Origin of the sequence: Microbulbifer hainanensis, assembly GCF_014904735.1 — a bacterium.
Classification (GTDB): domain Bacteria; phylum Pseudomonadota; class Gammaproteobacteria; order Pseudomonadales; family Cellvibrionaceae; genus Microbulbifer; species Microbulbifer hainanensis.
This window is the reverse complement of sequence record NZ_JACZCR010000003.1, coordinates 216,580-233,614: the sequence shown is the minus strand read 5'-3', so window position 1 is coordinate 233,614 and position 17,035 is coordinate 216,580. Positions and strand designations below refer to the sequence as shown.

Genomic DNA, 17,035 nt, shown 5'->3' with positions numbered 1-17,035 from the left:
GCGCAGCAAAAAAGAGCAGAATTAAATGGCTAATCCTTTCGATATGGTGTTGTTTGGTGGCGGCGGTGACCTGGCGCTGCGCAAACTGATCCCAGCTCTCTACCGCGCCTTCATGGAAGGCAGTCTGGCAGAGGGGAGCAGGATCCTGCCGGTGTGTCGCCGCCGGGAAGATGCGGAAAAATACCTGCAGACTGCCCAGGATGCCCTGAAAATCCACCTGCGCGACGGCGAGTACAGCGACGAAGTGTGGACAGATTTCTCCCCGCTGTTGCGCGCAGTGTCCCTGGATATTGCGGAACCCGATGAGCAGTGGGATGGCTTGGCCGATATCCTCGACAGTGAAGTCGATCGGGTACGGATTTTTTACCTGGCAATTCCGCCCGCGGTGTTTGGGCCCTGCTGTGAAAATCTGTCGATCAAGGGGTTGATCCATGACAACTCACGTGTCGTGGTGGAAAAGCCGCTTGGTTACAACGCCCAGACTTCCGACGAAATCAACAGCAAGATCGCGACCTATTTTCCGGAAAATAACATTTTCCGAATCGACCACTACCTGGGTAAGGAAACGGTCCAGAACCTGCTGGCGTTGCGTTTCAGCAATGTGCTGTTTGAGCACCTGTGGGATGCCCAGACCATCGATCATATCCAGATCAGTATTTCGGAAACTGTCGGTCTCGAGGGCAGGGCAGGTTTCTATGACGAGACCGGCGCACTGCGCGATATGGTGCAGAACCACCTGTTGCAGCTGCTGTGTCTGATCGCAATGGAATCGCCTAACAAAATGACGGCGAAAAATATTCGCGCGGAAAAGATCAAGGTGCTTGAGGCGCTGCGCCCGCTAGTGGGCGAGACCGTCGATGAAAACACGGTGCGCGGCCAGTATGTAGCGGGCGGCCTGGGTACCCAGCTGGTGCCCGGTTATCTGGAGGAGCTCGACGAATCGAGCAGTACTACGGAAACCTTCGTTGCGATTCGTGCGCACATCGACAACTGGCGTTGGGCGGGGGTGCCCTTCTACTTGCGCACCGGCAAGCGCATGGAGAAGCGCTGTGCGGAGATTGTGATCCAGTACAAGAAAGTTTCCCACAGCGTCTACGAAGAAGCAGCCGGTGAGGTGATACCCAACCGGCTGGTCATCCGCCTGCAGCCCGAAGAGAGCATCAAGTTGGTGCTGATGGCCAAGAAGATGGACAGCCTGACCATGGAGCTGCAACCGGCGGAACTGAACCTGACCCTGTCCGATACCTACGACAGCTTCAGGAGTGACGCCTACAAGCGCCTGATGCTGGACGCGGCGGCCAACAACTCGGCGCTGTTTATTCACCGCGAAGAGGTGGCGACAGCCTGGGCGTGGGTGGATCCGATCATCGATCACTGGCGCGAGACCGGCAACCAACCGCATTTGTATCGCGCGGGCACCTGGGGGCCGCAGGCTTCCAGCGAACTGCTGGCGCGGGATGGGCGCCACTGGTTCAACGCCAAGTAGGCCGACCCACGAGACAACCGAAAGTTACCAATCGAGCCAATCGCCATGATGGTAGAAGAAAAATTTTATTCCGATCGCGAGCGCCTGGTGCAGGCCCTGACCCACGACTGCGCCTGTGCCCTGCAAAAAGGGATTAAGGAGCACGGCCAGGCATCCTTCCTGGTTTCCGGTGGCAGTACGCCGGAGCCCGTGTACCGCGAGCTGTCGAAACGCCCCCTGCCGTGGCAGCAGATCAACGTCGCGCTGGTGGATGAGCGCTGGGTAGAGCCCGGAGCCAGTGGCAGCAACCAGACATTTATCGAGAAAAGCCTGCTGCAGAATTACGCCGCCGAGGCGCCCTTTCTTGGAATGAAGAATGCCCATGCGACGGCCGCGGCGGGGCAGGCCGATTGCGAGCGTGCATACGCTGAGCTGCTCCGGCCTTTCGATGTCTGTGTGCTCGGTATGGGCAACGACGGGCACACCGCCTCCCTGTTTCCCCATGCGGAGGGGCTGGAGGCCGCGCTCGACCCTAAATCTCCCCAGTTGTGCAGAGCCATTACCGCCCAGCAGAGCGAAGTGACCGGTAGCCATACCGAACGCATGACGCTCTCCCTGTCGGCAATCCTGCAGGCGCGGGATATCAAACTGCTGATTACCGGAGAGGAAAAGCTGCGCGTCTATCGCGAGGCGCTGCTGGGCAGCGACGAACTGGCGATGCCGGTGCGCAGCATTCTCAAGCAGGGACTGAACTCGGTCTCCGTTTACTGGGCCCCCTGAGCCCTTGAACTCGAAGGTCTGAATTTAACGGGAAAGGATTTATGCAACAGAAGCTCGCAGAAGTATTGGCCCAGGCCGGTGTAGTACCGGTACTGGTAATCGACAAAGTTGAAGATGCGCTGCCGCTGGCACAGGCACTGGTGGAGGGCGGATTGAATGTGCTCGAAATCACCCTGCGCACGCCATCTGCATTGGCGGCGGTAGCCGAGATCGCCAAGCACCTGCCGGATGCGCATGTGGGTACCGGCACCGTGCTGAATGCCGATGACCTGCGCCGCTCGGTCGATGCCGGCGCGAGTTTCATGGTCAGCCCCGGTGCCACCGAGGCACTGCTGGACGCCGCGGATAAGGTTGATGTGCCGCTGCTGCCCGGTGCGGCTGGTCCGTCCGAAGTCATGCGCCTGTTGGAGCGCGGCTATCACTATCAGAAGTTTTTCCCGGCCCAAGCCGCCGGTGGCGTGCCCATGCTGAAATCCATCGGTGGCCCGCTGCCGGGCGTGAAGTTCTGCCCCACTGGCGGTATCGGTCCGGGCAACGCTGCGGAATACCTGGCCCTACCCAATGTGGTCTGCGTTGGTGGTTCCTGGATGGCTGGGCCGAAACTGGTTCAGGACAAGGATTGGGCGGAGATTACCCGTCTGGCCAAAGAAGCGAAGGCGCTGCAATCCAGCTGATGTGAAGAGTTGCCGAGACCAATCGCGCGAACCAGAGCGCGTCGGGTAGTGAATTAGCAAGGAACAAATTTAGGAATAGAGGCTAGCGAGATGAAAATTAAAATTGCCATCAATGGCTATGGCCGCATCGGCCGCAATGTTACCCGCGCAATCTATGAGTCCGGCTACGGCGATCGTGTGCAACTTGTCGCGATCAATGATCTGGCGCCGGTAGAGTCCAATGCGCACCTCACCCGTTTCGATACTATTCACGGTCGCTTCGCTACCGATGTGGCCGTCGACGGTGATACGCTGGTGATCGGCGGCGATCGCGTGCGCGTCTGCCAGGAGCGTGACCCGGCACAGCTGCCGTGGAAAGAACTGGGTGTGGACCTAGTGCTCGAGTGCACTGGTCGCTTCACCACCAAAGACACCGCCTCCGCCCACTTGCAGGCGGGTGCCAAGGCGGTGTTGATTTCAGCTCCTTCCAAGGACGCCGACCTCACCGTGGTCTACGGTGTGAATCACGACAAACTGACAGCAGATCACAAGATTGTTTCTAACGCTTCTTGCACCACCAATTGCCTTGCGCCTGTGGCCAAGGCGCTGCACCGCGAGTTGGGTGTTGAGCGCGGTTTTATGACTACGGTGCACGCCTACACCAACGACCAGAATACCCAGGATGCCGTGCACGCGGATATCTATCGCGCCCGTGCGGCAGCCGACAACATGATTCCTACCAAAACCGGAGCGGCGGCTGCGGTTGGCCTGGTTTTGCCGGAACTGAAAGGACTGCTCGACGGTATGGCCGTACGGGTCCCGGTCAACAACGTTTCTCTGGTGGACTGCCAGTTTATTGCCGGCCGTGAGACGACAGCGGAAGAAGTCAACGCGATTATGCAGCGGGCCGCTCAGTCCAGCGAAGGTGTTCTCACTTATTGTGACCAGCCGCTGGTTTCCTCGGACTTCAACCACACTACGGCATCCAGCCATTTTGATTCCAGCCACACGCGCGTAAACGGTAACCTGGTGAAAGTGATGGCCTGGTACGACAACGAGTGGGGCTTCTCGCACCGCATGCTGGATACCAGCCTGGCAATGGCGGAGGCTCTGAACGTAAAAAAGCCGCAAGCTGAATTCGCCTGACCGGTAACACGGATTTATGCCGCTTCTGCAGGAAGTGGTTCACGGGAGAGGTTTCCTCTCCCTTTTCGTTAAAATAAATTTCAACTGGATCCCATGATTCGCCACACCAAAATCGTCGCCACCTTAGGTCCCGGTACAGACAAGCCCCGCGTCATTGAAGAAATGGTGCGTGCGGGCGTCAATATCGTGCGCCTCAACTTCTCTCACGGCAGTGCCGAAGATCACCGTCGCCGCGTCGACGAAGTTCGCCGCGCCGCTACAGCCCAGGGCAAAACCGTCGCTGTGCTCGGCGACCTGCAGGGGCCGAAAATCCGCATTGCCCGCTTCGCCAAGGGCAGTGTGTGGCTCGAGAACAACAGCGAGTTTGCCCTGGATCTGGATTGTCCGGCCGATGGCGGCGACAGCCATCGGGTCAGTGTCGATTACCCGAGCCTGATCAGTGACTGCAAGACCGGCAATATCCTGTTGTTGGACGATGGCAAAATCCGCCTGGAGGTAACGGGCACCACGGCACAGAAACTCTTCTGTCGGGTGTTGCAGGGTGGCAAGCTCTCCAACAACAAGGGCATCAACCTGCTGGGTGGCGGATTGTCTGCGCCGGCGCTGACAGAGAAGGATTACCGCGATATCAAGCTCGCGGCAGAGCTGGAAGTGGATTTCCTCGCGGTGAGCTTTCCGCGCTGTGCCGAGGATCTTGAAACTGCCCGTAAGGCCATGCTGGAAGCGGGTAGTCAGGCGGCCATCGTTGCCAAGGTCGAGCGTGCGGAAGCCGTTGCGGACGATGAGCAGATGGACAACCTTATCCTGGCCGCCGATGCGGTAATGGTGGCGCGCGGCGATCTTGGCGTGGAGATCGGTGATCCGGCGCTGATCGGCGTGCAGAAAAAGCTGATCAATCGTGCGAATGCGTTGAATCGCGGTGTTATTACCGCGACTCAGATGATGGAATCGATGATCACCAGCCCCACGCCCACGCGTGCGGAGGTAATGGATGTGGCGAACGCCGTGCTCGACGGCACCGATGCGGTGATGCTGTCGGCGGAAACTGCGGCGGGCGATTTTCCGGTGGCTGCAGTCGAGTCGATGAGCGAGGTCATCGTCGGCGCCGAACAGTACCTGGGTAGTGTTCAGCGCCCGGCTGCAAACCAGAGTGCCTCCAATCGTATTGATACCGTAATTGCCCAGGCGGCCATCGATGTGGCAGCCCGGGTAGAGAATTTGTGTGCGATCGCGGCGCTGACCGAGTCCGGCCGCACGCCCCGTATCATGTCCCGCGCTACCACCCAGCTGCCGATCTACGCGCTCACCCGCCACCCGCGGGTCGCCCGCCAGCTGGTACTGCTGCGCGGCGTGGAGCCGGTGGACTTCGATCCCGCTTCGGTGCCCCTGGGTCATCTGACCGAGTCGATTATTGAAGTGCTGCGCGCCCACCTGGATCTGCACAAAGGGCAGCGCGTATTGATCACCCAGGGCGAACGCCTGAACGCGGGTGGCCACACCAACTCGATGCGTATTAAGGAAATCGAGTAACCCCTCCCCAACGATTTGTTCTGCTGCCGCATTGGTGGCAGCAGAACAAATGTTCTAATTGCTTATCTTCAATCTCTTAGCACAAAAGTGTTTAATCATTGTTCGCTTTTGCGGGGCGCCTTTTCTCAATCCTGCCATATGTGACTTTTTGATTCGCTTTTTGCGAATGGTGACAAGTTAATTTAAGTTATTGTTTATTAAACGTTTTTTATGTTGCTAATAGTTGCCATATAAACGAAGTGCGTTAAAACGCCCGGTACTCCGGGTAAATGGCCGGCAAAGCAGTAGCTTTTTATTTTTTTTCTGTGTATTGTCAATCGTGAGAATGACAGCGCTATCATAATAAGGAATGACAGCGCTATCATTTGGCGGTACAAGGTGAAAAAAATTTCTAACCAAACCTTTATATCAATAAAAAAGGAAGGGGAAATCGATGCTTAAGCGCAACAAACTCGCACTCTCCATCAGTGCGGCGGTACTCAGTGGCGGCCTCATGGCTCCGCTCGCAGTTGCCCAAACCTCCGGTGAGGCTCTTGAAGAGGTTACCGTTACCGGTATTCGTGGTTCTCTGCAGGATGCCCTCAGCACCAAACGTGATTCCTACTCGATCGTAGATGCAATCTCTTCTGAAGATATCGGCAAGTTCCCGGATAAAAACGTCGCGGAATCCCTGCAGCGCGTTCCCGGTGTAACCATTCAGCGCCAGTTTGGTGAAGGTGCCGCCGTTTCTATCCGTGGCGCAGGTAACGACCTGACACTGACAACGCTGAACGGTCAGAATGTAGCTTCTACCGGCTGGTTTGTTCTGGAGCCGGCCAAGCGCAGCTTCAACTACGAGCTGCTGCCGTCTGAGCTGGTCGGTAATATCAAGGTCTATAAGAGTTCTCAGGCCGACCTGGCTGAGGGCGGTATCGGCGGTACTGTCGAGATCGAAACCCGTAAGCCGCTCGACCTCGATTCCATGACCCTGCAGGGCTCTGTCGAAGCATCGCGCCAGTCTGATTCCGGCGAAACTGATCCGCAGTTTTCCGGTCTTGGCAGCTGGAAAAATGATTCCGAGACCTTCGGTGTACTGGTCTCCGCCGTTTCCCAGGAGCGTCACCTGCAGCGTCAGGGCAACGAGGCTTTCTGGGAGTGGGGCGCAGGTCCTGTTGCCTTTGAGCAGCAGCGCGAGCGCTCAGCAGTTTCCGCTACTTTCCAGTACCAGCCGACTGAAAACCTGGACATCGTGTTCAACGCGATGAACATGGAGATGGCAGCGGACAATACCAACTACGCTCTCTGGCTGACCCAGGGCAACTGCGGCTGGTGTGGTGTCGACGTAGATCCGTCTGACCAGATCAACGGCACGACTGCCCGCGGCCCGCTGAATGTCGCTTACTGGCAGGCTCGCCCGCGTGAAGCCACCATGAATTCCGACGTGTACGATCTGAAGACCGAGTACACCGGTGAAGGCTATGAACTCAGCTTCCAGGTGGGCAAGACCACCTCTACCGGCGGTACCGACTTCGAGATGGTCGTTGAAGACGGCACTGGCGGCACCCCGATCCCGGGTGGCAGCTACGATTTCTTTGGTGGCGGCCAGAACTGGGACCTGAACGGTTTCGATATGGCTGGTTACGTGCCCAGCACCGTTCGCATGGGATCAGGTGCTACATTCAATGAAACGCCGAAGACCGACGACGAAACCTACTTCCAAGCAGACGCAAAGTTTGACGTGGAGTTTGGAGCGATCAATGCCATCAAGACCGGTATTAAGCGCACTGAGCACAATACGACTAGCCGTCAATTCTTCTTCAATAACAAGTACAACGACGCATATGACCCCGCGGCAGCGGCGGCAAATGCCATCGTTTCAGCCGATCTGGCCGATGCTGTTTCGGCTGCAGAGGCTTCTGGGACGCCGATGAGCGCGGATGACCAGGCTGCCTTTGTTACTAGCCATCCGGAAACGATCGCGCTTGCTGCATATGAGCAGGAGTTGGCAAACCAATACTTGATCCTCGATACTGCATCTTATGCGGATGGAACTATCGATGCCGGTGCTGGCGGTTACAAGATCCTCAAGCTGGATGCGGACAAGCTGAAAAATTGGGCAAGAAGCATCACGACGGGTAAAACCGAAGACCTTGGCTCCTACAGCGAGATTGATGAAACCAATACAGCGCTGTATGCCATGGCGACCTTCGATGCCGATCGCGTACGCGGTAACTTCGGTATCCGTTACGTCACTACCGATGCGACTTCCACCTATTATCTCGACGGCCAGAAAACCAAGACCAGCGCGGATTACGCTGAAATCTTGCCAAGCTTTAACCTGGCTTACGATCTCGCTGAAGACCTGATTCTGCGGACTTCCGTTGCCAAAGTGATGGCACGCCCGCAGTACGTCGACATGTATGTAAACCCGAGCCCCATCGGTGCCAACGATGAGCAGGACAATAACCAGTACTGGGTTGCCGGTAACGTTGGCCTGAAGCCTTTTACCGCGAACCAGGCTGATCTGGGTATCGAATGGTACTTCGATGAAGGTTCACTGCTGTCCGCCGGTGTCTTCTATAAAGACGTAGCGAACTTCGTAACCATCAGCGAGTACCAGGCCAGTGCCGGCGAGATCCCGTTTGCTCTGCCTGATCGCGAGGCTGCGTTCGGCTGGACCGTTCAGGAGAAAGACAACGGCGAAAGTGCCAAGATCAAAGGCATTGAGCTGGGTTACCAGCAGGACTTCGGTAACGGCTTTGGTAGCATCGTCAATTACACATGGACTGACACCGGAACTGGCAAAGATACCTTTACCGACGGTAATCCGTTCCTGAGCGACAGTTCCAAAAATGTCTACAACCTGACTGGTTACTACGAGAACGAGATGGTCTCTGTTCGCCTCGCCTACAACTGGCGCAGCGAGTACATGATCCGTGAGTCTGGCTCTTACGGTAACCGCCTGAACGAAGACTTCGGCAGCCTCGATATGAGCGCGGTCTGGCACGCAACTGACAACGTAGATGTCAAGCTGGATGCCAATAACCTGCTGGCTGAAGATGCTGTTCAAATCGGTAACAACTCAGAGAACGCTCCGGGTACCGGCTTTACTCCTGGTTTCCCGCTGTACGAGTACGAAACTGCTCGTCGCGTGAACCTGGGTGTTTCCGCCAAGTTCTGATCCAGAGCTAGTGATATAGAAGTACCGAAAAAAGGGAAGTTTTGCTTCCCTTTTTTCGTATGAAAAATATACTGGGCTGGCTAAGTAAAATAACCAACCTAATTTTTGATGGTGTTGTATGACGAGTAATCAGTCTCCTAAAGTTGTCCCCCTCCGCAGTGATGTGCACGGCAAGCTGAAAGTCCGCGAGCTGGGCAGCTTCGAGCATGTAAAGTCGAGCCACATGGTTCCGGTCACTGCGCACGAGTTCAGCCGTCTGGGTGCCGAATACCCGATTGTTTTTGTCAAGAATTCCGAGACGGGCCAGTTTCAGTCCGTAGCCTTGTTTGGCCTTAAAGTTGGCGAAAACCTGTTCGTCGACGGTGACAAGTGGAAGGGCGTATTCGTACCCGGCAGCATCCGCAATCATCCGTTTATGCTGGCGCCGGCAGGGGAGAATCAGGAACAGCTGATGGTGGCCCTGGTCGAAAATAGCCCGCTGGTTGGCGAGGAAGAGGGCAATGCGCTCTTTACCGACGAGGGTGAAGAAACCGATTACCTGAAGGCCAAGAAGGAAAACCTGGTCAACTTCCTGGAAAGTGACCGCCTGACCAAGGCGTTTGTCGAAGTACTGGTCGAGAAAGAGTTGCTGACTGAGCAGTCCGTTACAGTCAATGCTGGCGAAGAGCGTATCAACCTCAATGGCCTGTACATTGTGGATGAGAAGAAGCTGAACGAACTGAGCGAAGAAGACTTTGCAGACTTCCGCAAGCGTGGCTTCCTCCCGCCGCTGTTCGCACAGCTCGGTTCTCTGCACCAGTTCTCCAAGCTGGCTCAGATGCAGGCCGCAGCAGCGTCCTGATCTCAACCTGAAGCGGATCAATGACCAGAGACGCAACGGGTGCGATCAAACATATATTGATCGTAGGGGGTGGCACGGCCGGCTGGTTGACGGCCTGTCATCTCGCGCGAAAGCTTTCAGCCAATGCGCCAAACGGTATCCGCGTCACCCTCGTTGAATCCGCAGATATTCCCACTATCGGTGTCGGCGAGGGTACGGTGCCGGCAATCCGGCAGAGCCTGCATTCACTGGGAATCAGTGAAGCGGAATTTATCCGCGAGTGCGACGTCAGCTTCAAGCAGAGCATCAAGTTCGTCGACTGGGTGAATACGCCCGAGACCCCCGGTGAAAGTTACTACCACCATGTATTCGATTACCCCGAAAACTCTCTCGGGGATCTGACCCCTTATTGGCTTGAGTCGCAACACGGACGAGTGCCCTATGCCGATGCGGTATCGGTTCAGGCGCATATCTGTGATCGGGGGCTGGGCCCGAAAACGATTTCCCAGTCCGAATACCAGGGGCACACCAGCTACGCTTATCACCTGGACGCGGGCAAGTTTGCCGGGCTGCTTGCCCGACACGCGGTTGACAACCTCGGCGTGCGGCACCTTTTGGCGAATGTTGTGGATGTTCGTCTGGCTGCAAGCGGGGATATAGCTGCGATAGTCACCGACCAGTACGGTGAACTGGAAGCTGATCTCTTTGTCGATTGCACCGGCTTCCGCTCGTTGCTGCTCGGCGAAGCGCTGGGTGTGGAGTTCATCGATCGCAAAGATATTCTCTTTGCCGATTATGCGCTGGCGGCGCAGGTGCCTTATGGTGAACCGGATGCGCCGATTCCGAGCTACACGATTGCGACAGCGCAAGAGAATGGCTGGATCTGGGATATCGGGCTGCCGGGGCGGCGTGGATCCGGCTATGTCTACTCCAGTGCCCATACGGATCATGAGCGCGCCGAATCTGTATTTCGACAATATCTCGGTGCCCAGGGAGAGTCTGCACAGGTGCGCCGAATCCCGATGAAGGTGGGGTATCGGGAGCGCTTCTGGCGCCGCAACTGTGTGGCGATCGGCTTGTCCCAGGGATTTGTCGAGCCACTCGAGGCCACGGGCATCCTGGTTTACGATGCAACCGCGCAGATGCTTGCCGATACCATACCCACGGAAAAAAGCGTGATGGATATAGCGGCGCGCGCCTTCAATCGATCAGTGCGCTACTCTTGGGATCGCGTGATTGAATTTATCAAGTTGCACTACTGCATATCCCGGCGCAGCGACACGGATTTCTGGCTGGATAATCGGAGTGCAGAAAGCATTCCCGAGGCATTGAGGGAAAAGCTCGCCTTGTGGCGATATCAACCGCCGACGCAATACGATTTCCCCAGTCGATTTGAGATTTTCAATCTCCCCAATTACCAGTATGTGCTCTACGGCATGGGTTTCGAGACGGCGCTGGGGGAAACAGCTGCTCGTTATCCGAATCGTCAGATGGCGCACCAGCAGTTCGAACGTATAAAAGCGTATTCACGTAGCCTGTCGCAGGAGTTACCGGGACATCGCGCATTGATCGAAAAGATCAAGCAGTACGGTTTGCAAAAAATATAACGAAAAGATGAGCGGACAAGCACTGAAAACAATCAATATTGTCGGCGGCGGCAGCTCTGGCTGGATGACCGCTATCTACCTGAACCGCTATTTTAATCAGCGCGAGAAGAACTTCGCTATCAATGTTATCGAGAGCCCCGATGTGGGCATCATTGGCGTTGGTGAGGCGACGGTACACAGTATCCGCTTCTTTTTCGCCGCGATGGGGCTCGACGAGCGGGAGCTGATGGCGGAGACAAATGCCACCATCAAAACGGGTATTCTGTTTCGAAACTGGAAGAAGCCCGTTGACGGTAAAACCCACGAATACTTTCATCCATTCGACCAGCAGCAGCCTGGCGGTTCCGTAGACATTTCCAGCGCCTGGTTTGCCCGTAGTCGCGACAAGCATGAGCGCTATGACCAGGCGGTAAGCCTGAATACGCGCCTGATGCGCGAGGGCAAATGCCCCAAGACGTCCATGTCCATGCCATACCAGGCAATCACGCCCTACGGTTACCACCTGGATGCGACCCTGCTGGCCCGCTTTCTGCGTCGCAAGGCGGTCGAGGCCGGTGTGCGGCATATCGAGGCGACGGTGACAGATGTCTCTGTGGTCGATGATCGAATTACCAGCGTTACTACCGAAAACGGTCAGTTCCCGGGCGATTTTTTTATCGATTGCAGCGGTTTTCGTGGGCTGCTGATCTCACGGTTGCAGGAGGGTAACTGGCAGTCGTTTGCCGATGTCCTGCCCTGTAACAAGGCCGTGGCTATCCAGCGGGAACTGCGGGAAGGGGAGGTGCCCAAGCCCTATACGGTGGCGACTGCGCTGAGCAATGGCTGGGCCTGGCAGATTGACTTGGTGAATCGCCAGGGTAGCGGTTACGTGTACGACGCGAATCGAATCGACCCGGAGGTAGCCGAACAGGAGCTGCGCGAATTCCTCGGTGAGGATTCACAGGTCCTGAAGTGTAAACACCTGGATATGCAGGTCGGCTGCCGCAAGGAGTTCTGGCTGGGCAATTGTGTCGCTGTGGGGCTGGCGGGTGGCTTTATCGAGCCGCTGGAATCCACCGGGCTTCATATGATTCATCTGGGTGTCAGCCTGCTCGCCACGCATTTGGCGGGCGGCATGGACAATGAGGCGTTGCGCGATTCTTACAATGAGAAGATGCGTGGTTTCTACGAGGACCTGAAGCAGTTCATCGTGCTGCATTACTGTCTGACAAACCGCGACGATACGGAATTCTGGCGCGCAGCGCCTGCTACAGGGAAAGCCTGCTCCTGGTTGGATGTCCGTCTGCACCAGTGGAGGCACAAGATCTGTGAATACCAGGATTTTGCCGGCAGTTATTCGAGTATCTTTACCGATACCAACTATCGCTACGTGCTCTATGGCATGGGCCACAATCCGGATCTGACGTTTGTGCTGGCAGAAGAGGATGCAGCGCAGATATTTTCGCGTTTCTCCGCGCTGGTGCAGAGGGCGCTGCGCGGCTCTCTTCAGCACGAAGAATTCTTACAGAGTCTGAGTGGGCCGGTCAGGGCAGGGTAACCGGATGCGTGCTGTTTCATTCCTGCATCGCTACTGGCCCTGGCTGGCGAGTCTCGTATTGTTTTACTTGTGCTGGCTCCTCCTGGTTACAGCTTTGGGCTGGTGGGAGGAGGCTAGTGCGCACTGGCCCATGGCAATCGCCATGGCCCTGGGGAGCTATGCCGCCGGATCTACGCCAATGGGCGGGGGAACAGTGGGCTTCCCGGTATTGGTCCTCCTTTTCGATACACCGGCCAGTCTCGGCCGGGATTTCAGTTTTGCGGTCCAGTCTATCGGCATGGTCAGTGCCAGTATTTTCATTTTCGCGCGGCGGCAACGGCTGGCGATGTCGATGCTGCGCGGTGCCATGTGCGGGTCGCTGGTGGGTACGCCGCTGGGTATTCTCTTTGTTGCGCCGCTGATCCCGGAACTCTGGGTCAAGATTTCGTTCGCCGTGATCTGGGGCAGCTTCGGTCTGCTGCACCTTTACCGGTTGAAAGAGATCACCGCACACAGCGAGGGGTGCGGTGGCAACCCCGCCCGGGATTTCCGTATTGGCCTGATTCTGGGGCTGGTGGCGGGAACATTCGCCGTGGCAATCACCGGGGTTGGTATCGATATGGTGCTTTACGCCGCCCTGGTGTTGTTGTGCCGTGTGGACCTGAAGGTGGCGATACCGACCTCCGTCGTGATCATGGCGTTTAACTCGGTAGTGGGAGTCGCGGTCAAGAGCATGGCCGGCGACTGGCATCCGGAGGTTTTCGGCAACTGGCTCGCCGCGGCACCGGTAGTGGCTCTGGGAGCCCCGCTGGGCGTCTTTGTTGTGGGCATGGTAGGTAGGCGTCCAACCCTGCTTGTCGTGGCCGTGTTGTGCGTGGTGCAGTTTGTCTGGACCTGTGTGGCCGAATGGGCTGAGCTGGGTGCAGGCGGCCTGGGGCTCTCGCTCGTGGCCGTTGCCGCCTGTCTGGGGGGCTTTGAGTATCTGCGTGCGCTGGGGCTGCGCCTGGTGCGACACAGGGATCGACGGCGGCAACTGGATATGCCTGTAGAAGCTGTACCGGGCTGAATTCCGGGTTGATCCGCACGGTCATCCGTAAACACGGTTTGCCCGCTTGGCGGCGTATCGAGGAGAGGTTGTTGGGGGTATGCGATTCGCCTGCGTCTCGACTGGCGGAATTGCTATTTGGGAAAAAGAGAAAATGGCTGGGGCGGTAGGATTCGAACCTACGCATGACGGGATCAAAACCCGCTGCCTTACCGCTTGGCTACGCCCCAGTAAGAGAACTCCGAATCGACGATTCGCGAGTTGAAAATGGTAGCAAGGGGGAGACTTGAACTCCCGACCTCAGCATTATGAGTGCTGCGCTCTAACCAGCTGAGCTACCTTGCCACTGAATGTCTCGGCTATCCGAGGGCGCGCATTATCGGGCGCGGGCGGGGGGCAGTCAACCCCTTTTTTCGTTTTCTTTTCAGTGAGTTAGCGTTTTTCTATGAAGCACGCTGGCGCCGCAATCCACCTTCCCCGTGCACCCTGCGTTTTGCCTGGATAGCTGCCTACAGGCGTCGTATTTAATTGGCGGCGGAGTTGGACGGGCTAGCGGCCTTTGCCAATTGCTGCGAACAGTGACCCGCAGACAACTGCGGCCGCCCCCAGCCAGCTGATCCAGTTCAGTGGCTCCACCTCAATATAGTCCGGCCAGAAGATGCCGATCAACGCGCTGATCGCCAGGGTCAGCAGGGGGACCAGTGCCAGTGTCGCGCTGACACGGGAGGCCTCCCAGGCTGCCAGCGCCTTGGTAAAGGCGCCGTAGGCAATCAGGGTGTTGGCCGTCAGGAACAGCAGCAGAGCCCAGCCGAGCCAGTCCAGCCCCGCCACGCTAAGCGGCTCCGCCATGGGCAGGAAGCACAGGGTGCCAACCAGGTAGATCAGCACCAGCAGATCCTGTGGCGTGGCACGGCTCAATATCTTCTTCTGGAAAAAGCCGTAGACGGCCCAACCAATGGCGGCGATGACAATATAGCCGAGCCCGAGCAGGTATTCGCCGTCGGCGCCGCTAATCAGATCCGGCAGTCTCTGATTGAAGAACAGCGGCAGCCCGGTGGCGACCATCACGACCCCGAGCCACTGGCGCGGCGAGAAGTGCTCGCCCAGCCACAGTACGCTGGAGATCAGCAGCATCAGTGGCGCCAGCTGGATCACTATCTGGGCGGCGCCGGCGGTGATGTGGTGCAGGCCGGTGGCATAGGTGAGGTAGTTGGTCAGCAATCCCGCGACCGCGCACAGCGTAAATGGCAGCAGGGCGCGTTCAAACAGCTGGCGCAGGTTGAGGCGTCGGGACCAGCCGTAGTAACCGCCCGCCAGCACCGCAGCACCGACGAAGCGATACCAGGTGGCGGTGGTGGCGGTTATGGTGTCCAGTAGTCCTTTCAGTGCGATCGGCAGCAGGGCCCACATAAAGGCGGTGATCAGGGCCAGGGGCAGGCCGACTTTCCAGTTGGATTGATTCATGGCTCAGTGCAGCAAGGTGGGGGCCTGGAGAGGCGAGGGCCTCTCCAGCTGTGCTTTTCCTCTTGGGGAAAAGGGCGAAGGGGATCAGACGTTGAAGCGGAAATGGATAACGTCGCCGTCCGCAACGACATAGTCCTTGCCTTCCAGGCGCCACTTACCGGCGTCCTTCGCACCGGCCTCGCCGTTGTTTGCGACAAAGTCCGCGTAACTGACCACTTCCGCGCGAATAAAGCCCTTCTCGAAGTCGGTATGAATCTTGCCGGCCGCCTGGGGTGCAGTGGCGCCAAGGGGGATGGTCCAGGCGCGGACTTCCTTGACGCCTGCAGTGAAGTAGGTGTGCAGGCCCAGCAGCTGATAGCCGGCGCGGATCACGCGGTTCAGGCCCGGCTCTTCCATGCCCAGTTCTTCCAGGAACTCCTGCTTTTCCTCGTCGTCCAGCTCGGCGATTTCCGCTTCCAGCTTGTTGCAGATGGGTACCAGCACCGCATTTTCCTCGGCGGCAATGGCGGCTACGGCATCCAGGTGCGGGTTGTTCTCGAAACCATCTTCGTCGACGTTGGCGATATACATGGTCGGCTTGACGGTCAGCAGGCTGAGTTCGCGCAGGGCGGCCAGTTCTTCCTCGGGCAGTCCGAATGAGCGCAGCGGCTTGGCTTCGTCCAGGTGTGGCAGGATCTTCTCCAGCAGCGCCTTCATCTTGATGGCGTGCTTGTCCTGGCCTTTCGCGGCACGGGTATAGCGCTGCAGTGCCTTCTCTACGGTATCCAGGTCGGCCAGCGCCAGTTCGGTATTGATCACTTCGATATCGGCTACCGGGTGCACCTTGTTGGCCACGTGGATAACGTTGTCGTCCTCGAAGCAGCGCACCACGTGGGCGATGGCGTCGGTCTCACGGATATTGGCCAGGAACTTGTTGCCCAGGCCCTCGCCCTTGGAGGCCCCGGCCACCAGGCCGGCGATATCGGTGAATTCCATGGTGGTGGGGATCGCCTTCTGTGGCTTGACGATCTCCGCCAGCTTGTCCATGCGCGGATCCGGCACCGGTACTACGCCGGCGTTCGGCTCGATGGTACAGAAGGGAAAGTTTTCAGCGTCGATACCCGCCTTGGTCAGTGCGTTGAACAGGGTGGATTTGCCCACGTTGGGCAGGCCGACGATACCGCAAGTAAAACCCATGGTCTGGTTCCTGTTAGCTCGTTCAGTGGTGGGCGGGCAGGGTCGCGCCCAGTCAGTGTGTTTATGTCCGGCTTAGCGGCCGTTGGTGTGCAGATCTTTCATTGCTGCACCCCAATTCCCCGACGCGGCGGCGGGCAGTGCGTCGACAGCGCGGTCAATAGCGTCTGCGAGCTGCTCCTGTTCGCTTCGCGGCGCGCGCTGCAGTACGTAATTCACCACCTCGCGGGCGCTGCCGGGATGGCCGATACCCAGGCGCAGGCGCATGAAATCGCGATTGTTACCCAGGGAGGAGATGATATCCCGCAGGCCGTTGTGGCCACCGTGGCCGCCGCCCGCTTTCAGGCGTGCAGTCCCCGGGGGGAGATCCAACTCGTCGTGTGCGACGAGAATCGCTTCGACGGGAATCTTGAAGAAATTCGCCAGCGGGGCGACGGCCTGTCCGCTGCGATTCATAAAGGTGGTAGGGATCAGCAGGCGGATATCCCGCCCGCCGATCTGTACCCGGCCGGTAAGGCCGTGGTACTTGCTGTCTGACGCGAGCTGGGTGCCGCAATGGCGAGCCAGCTCGGTGACAAAGTCGGCACCGGCATTGTGGCGCGTCCGGTCGTACTCGGGGCCGGGATTACCGAGTCCCACGATCAACTGGATGGGCGTGTCCGGTGCCTTCGACAAA

13 protein-coding genes and 2 tRNA genes are annotated in these 17,035 nt (G+C 57.8%); 10 read left to right on the top strand and 5 right to left on the bottom strand.

Annotation, left to right across the window (positions count from 1 at the left end):
- The first annotated feature begins 25 nt into the window (after positions 1–25).
- From zwf to IG168_RS01435, 10 genes are all read left to right on the top strand, one after another.
- Positions 26–1,486 carry a glucose-6-phosphate dehydrogenase gene (zwf, locus tag IG168_RS01480; protein ID WP_193161360.1) on the top strand — a complete coding sequence of 487 codons (1,461 nt, stop codon included), beginning with the start codon at positions 26–28 and terminating at the stop codon, positions 1,484–1,486.
- Positions 1,487–1,531: 45 nt separating this feature from the next.
- Positions 1,532–2,245 carry a 6-phosphogluconolactonase gene (pgl, locus tag IG168_RS01475; protein WP_319024637.1) on the top strand — a complete coding sequence of 238 codons (714 nt, stop codon included), beginning with the start codon at positions 1,532–1,534 and terminating at the stop codon, positions 2,243–2,245.
- A 41-nt stretch (positions 2,246–2,286) separates the two neighbouring features.
- Complete coding sequence (locus tag IG168_RS01470; protein ID WP_193161359.1) at positions 2,287–2,919, top strand: bifunctional 4-hydroxy-2-oxoglutarate aldolase/2-dehydro-3-deoxy-phosphogluconate aldolase; 633 nt, start codon at positions 2,287–2,289, stop codon at positions 2,917–2,919.
- Between the two features lie 90 nt (positions 2,920–3,009).
- Entirely contained in the window at positions 3,010–4,044 is a 1,035-nt protein-coding gene (gene gap / locus IG168_RS01465) for a type I glyceraldehyde-3-phosphate dehydrogenase (protein ID WP_193161358.1), read from the top strand.
- Between the two features lie 93 nt (positions 4,045–4,137).
- On the top strand, positions 4,138–5,574 hold the full coding sequence (gene pyk, locus IG168_RS01460) for a pyruvate kinase (protein WP_193161357.1): 1,437 nt from the start codon (positions 4,138–4,140) through the stop codon (positions 5,572–5,574).
- Between the two features lie 433 nt (positions 5,575–6,007).
- The gene (locus IG168_RS01455) at positions 6,008–8,734 is read left to right on the top strand and encodes a TonB-dependent receptor (protein WP_193161356.1); all 2,727 of its coding nucleotides are present in this window, start codon (positions 6,008–6,010) and stop codon (positions 8,732–8,734) included.
- Positions 8,735–8,852: 118 nt separating this feature from the next.
- Positions 8,853–9,575 carry a SapC family protein gene (locus IG168_RS01450; RefSeq protein WP_193161355.1) on the top strand — a complete coding sequence of 241 codons (723 nt, stop codon included), beginning with the start codon at positions 8,853–8,855 and terminating at the stop codon, positions 9,573–9,575.
- A gap of 20 nt (positions 9,576–9,595) precedes the next feature.
- Positions 9,596–11,161 (top strand): tryptophan halogenase family protein, encoded by a 1,566-nt coding sequence (locus tag IG168_RS01445; RefSeq protein ID WP_193161354.1) that lies wholly within the window; start codon positions 9,596–9,598, stop codon positions 11,159–11,161.
- Positions 11,162–11,168: 7 nt separating this feature from the next.
- Entirely contained in the window at positions 11,169–12,698 is a 1,530-nt protein-coding gene (locus tag IG168_RS01440; RefSeq protein ID WP_193161353.1) for a tryptophan halogenase family protein, read from the top strand.
- A 130-nt stretch (positions 12,699–12,828) separates the two neighbouring features.
- Positions 12,829–13,743 (top strand): sulfite exporter TauE/SafE family protein, encoded by a 915-nt coding sequence (locus tag IG168_RS01435; protein WP_226876400.1) that lies wholly within the window; start codon positions 12,829–12,831, stop codon positions 13,741–13,743.
- Positions 13,744–13,877: 134 nt separating this feature from the next.
- Here the strand turns inward: IG168_RS01435 and IG168_RS01430 are convergent.
- From IG168_RS01430 to pth, 5 genes are all read right to left on the bottom strand, one after another.
- A tRNA-Gln gene (locus IG168_RS01430) sits at positions 13,878–13,952 on the bottom strand.
- A 38-nt stretch (positions 13,953–13,990) separates the two neighbouring features.
- Positions 13,991–14,067, bottom strand: a tRNA-Met gene (locus tag IG168_RS01425).
- 204 nt (positions 14,068–14,271) lie between these two features.
- Entirely contained in the window at positions 14,272–15,186 is a 915-nt protein-coding gene (locus tag IG168_RS01420; protein WP_193161351.1) for a DMT family transporter, read from the bottom strand.
- 84 nt (positions 15,187–15,270) lie between these two features.
- A complete protein-coding gene (gene ychF, locus IG168_RS01415) occupies positions 15,271–16,362 on the bottom strand; it encodes a redox-regulated ATPase YchF (RefSeq protein WP_193161350.1) in 1,092 nt (363 codons plus the stop codon).
- A 72-nt stretch (positions 16,363–16,434) separates the two neighbouring features.
- Positions 16,435–17,034 carry an aminoacyl-tRNA hydrolase gene (gene pth, locus IG168_RS01410; RefSeq protein WP_193161349.1) on the bottom strand — a complete coding sequence of 200 codons (600 nt, stop codon included), beginning with the start codon at positions 17,032–17,034 and terminating at the stop codon, positions 16,435–16,437.
- Position 17,035: the final 1 nt, after the last annotated feature.

Excerpts from the sequence above, each read along its gene's own strand:
- zwf (WP_193161360.1), top strand. The coding sequence starts at position 26 with ATGGCTAATCCTTTCGATATGGTGTTGTTTGGTGGCGGCGGTGACCTG.
- pgl (WP_319024637.1), top strand. The coding sequence starts at position 1,532 with ATGATGGTAGAAGAAAAATTTTATTCCGATCGCGAGCGCCTGGTGCAG.
- IG168_RS01470 (WP_193161359.1), top strand. The coding sequence starts at position 2,287 with ATGCAACAGAAGCTCGCAGAAGTATTGGCCCAGGCCGGTGTAGTACCG.
- gap (WP_193161358.1), top strand. The coding sequence starts at position 3,010 with ATGAAAATTAAAATTGCCATCAATGGCTATGGCCGCATCGGCCGCAAT.
- pyk (WP_193161357.1), top strand. The coding sequence starts at position 4,138 with ATGATTCGCCACACCAAAATCGTCGCCACCTTAGGTCCCGGTACAGAC.
- IG168_RS01455 (WP_193161356.1), top strand. The coding sequence starts at position 6,008 with ATGCTTAAGCGCAACAAACTCGCACTCTCCATCAGTGCGGCGGTACTC.
- IG168_RS01450 (WP_193161355.1), top strand. The coding sequence starts at position 8,853 with ATGACGAGTAATCAGTCTCCTAAAGTTGTCCCCCTCCGCAGTGATGTG.
- IG168_RS01445 (WP_193161354.1), top strand. The coding sequence starts at position 9,596 with ATGACCAGAGACGCAACGGGTGCGATCAAACATATATTGATCGTAGGG.
- IG168_RS01440 (WP_193161353.1), top strand. The coding sequence starts at position 11,169 with ATGAGCGGACAAGCACTGAAAACAATCAATATTGTCGGCGGCGGCAGC.
- IG168_RS01435 (WP_226876400.1), top strand. The coding sequence starts at position 12,829 with ATGGCAATCGCCATGGCCCTGGGGAGCTATGCCGCCGGATCTACGCCA.
- IG168_RS01420 (WP_193161351.1), bottom strand. The coding sequence starts at position 15,186 with ATGAATCAATCCAACTGGAAAGTCGGCCTGCCCCTGGCCCTGATCACC.
- ychF (WP_193161350.1), bottom strand. The coding sequence starts at position 16,362 with ATGGGTTTTACTTGCGGTATCGTCGGCCTGCCCAACGTGGGCAAATCC.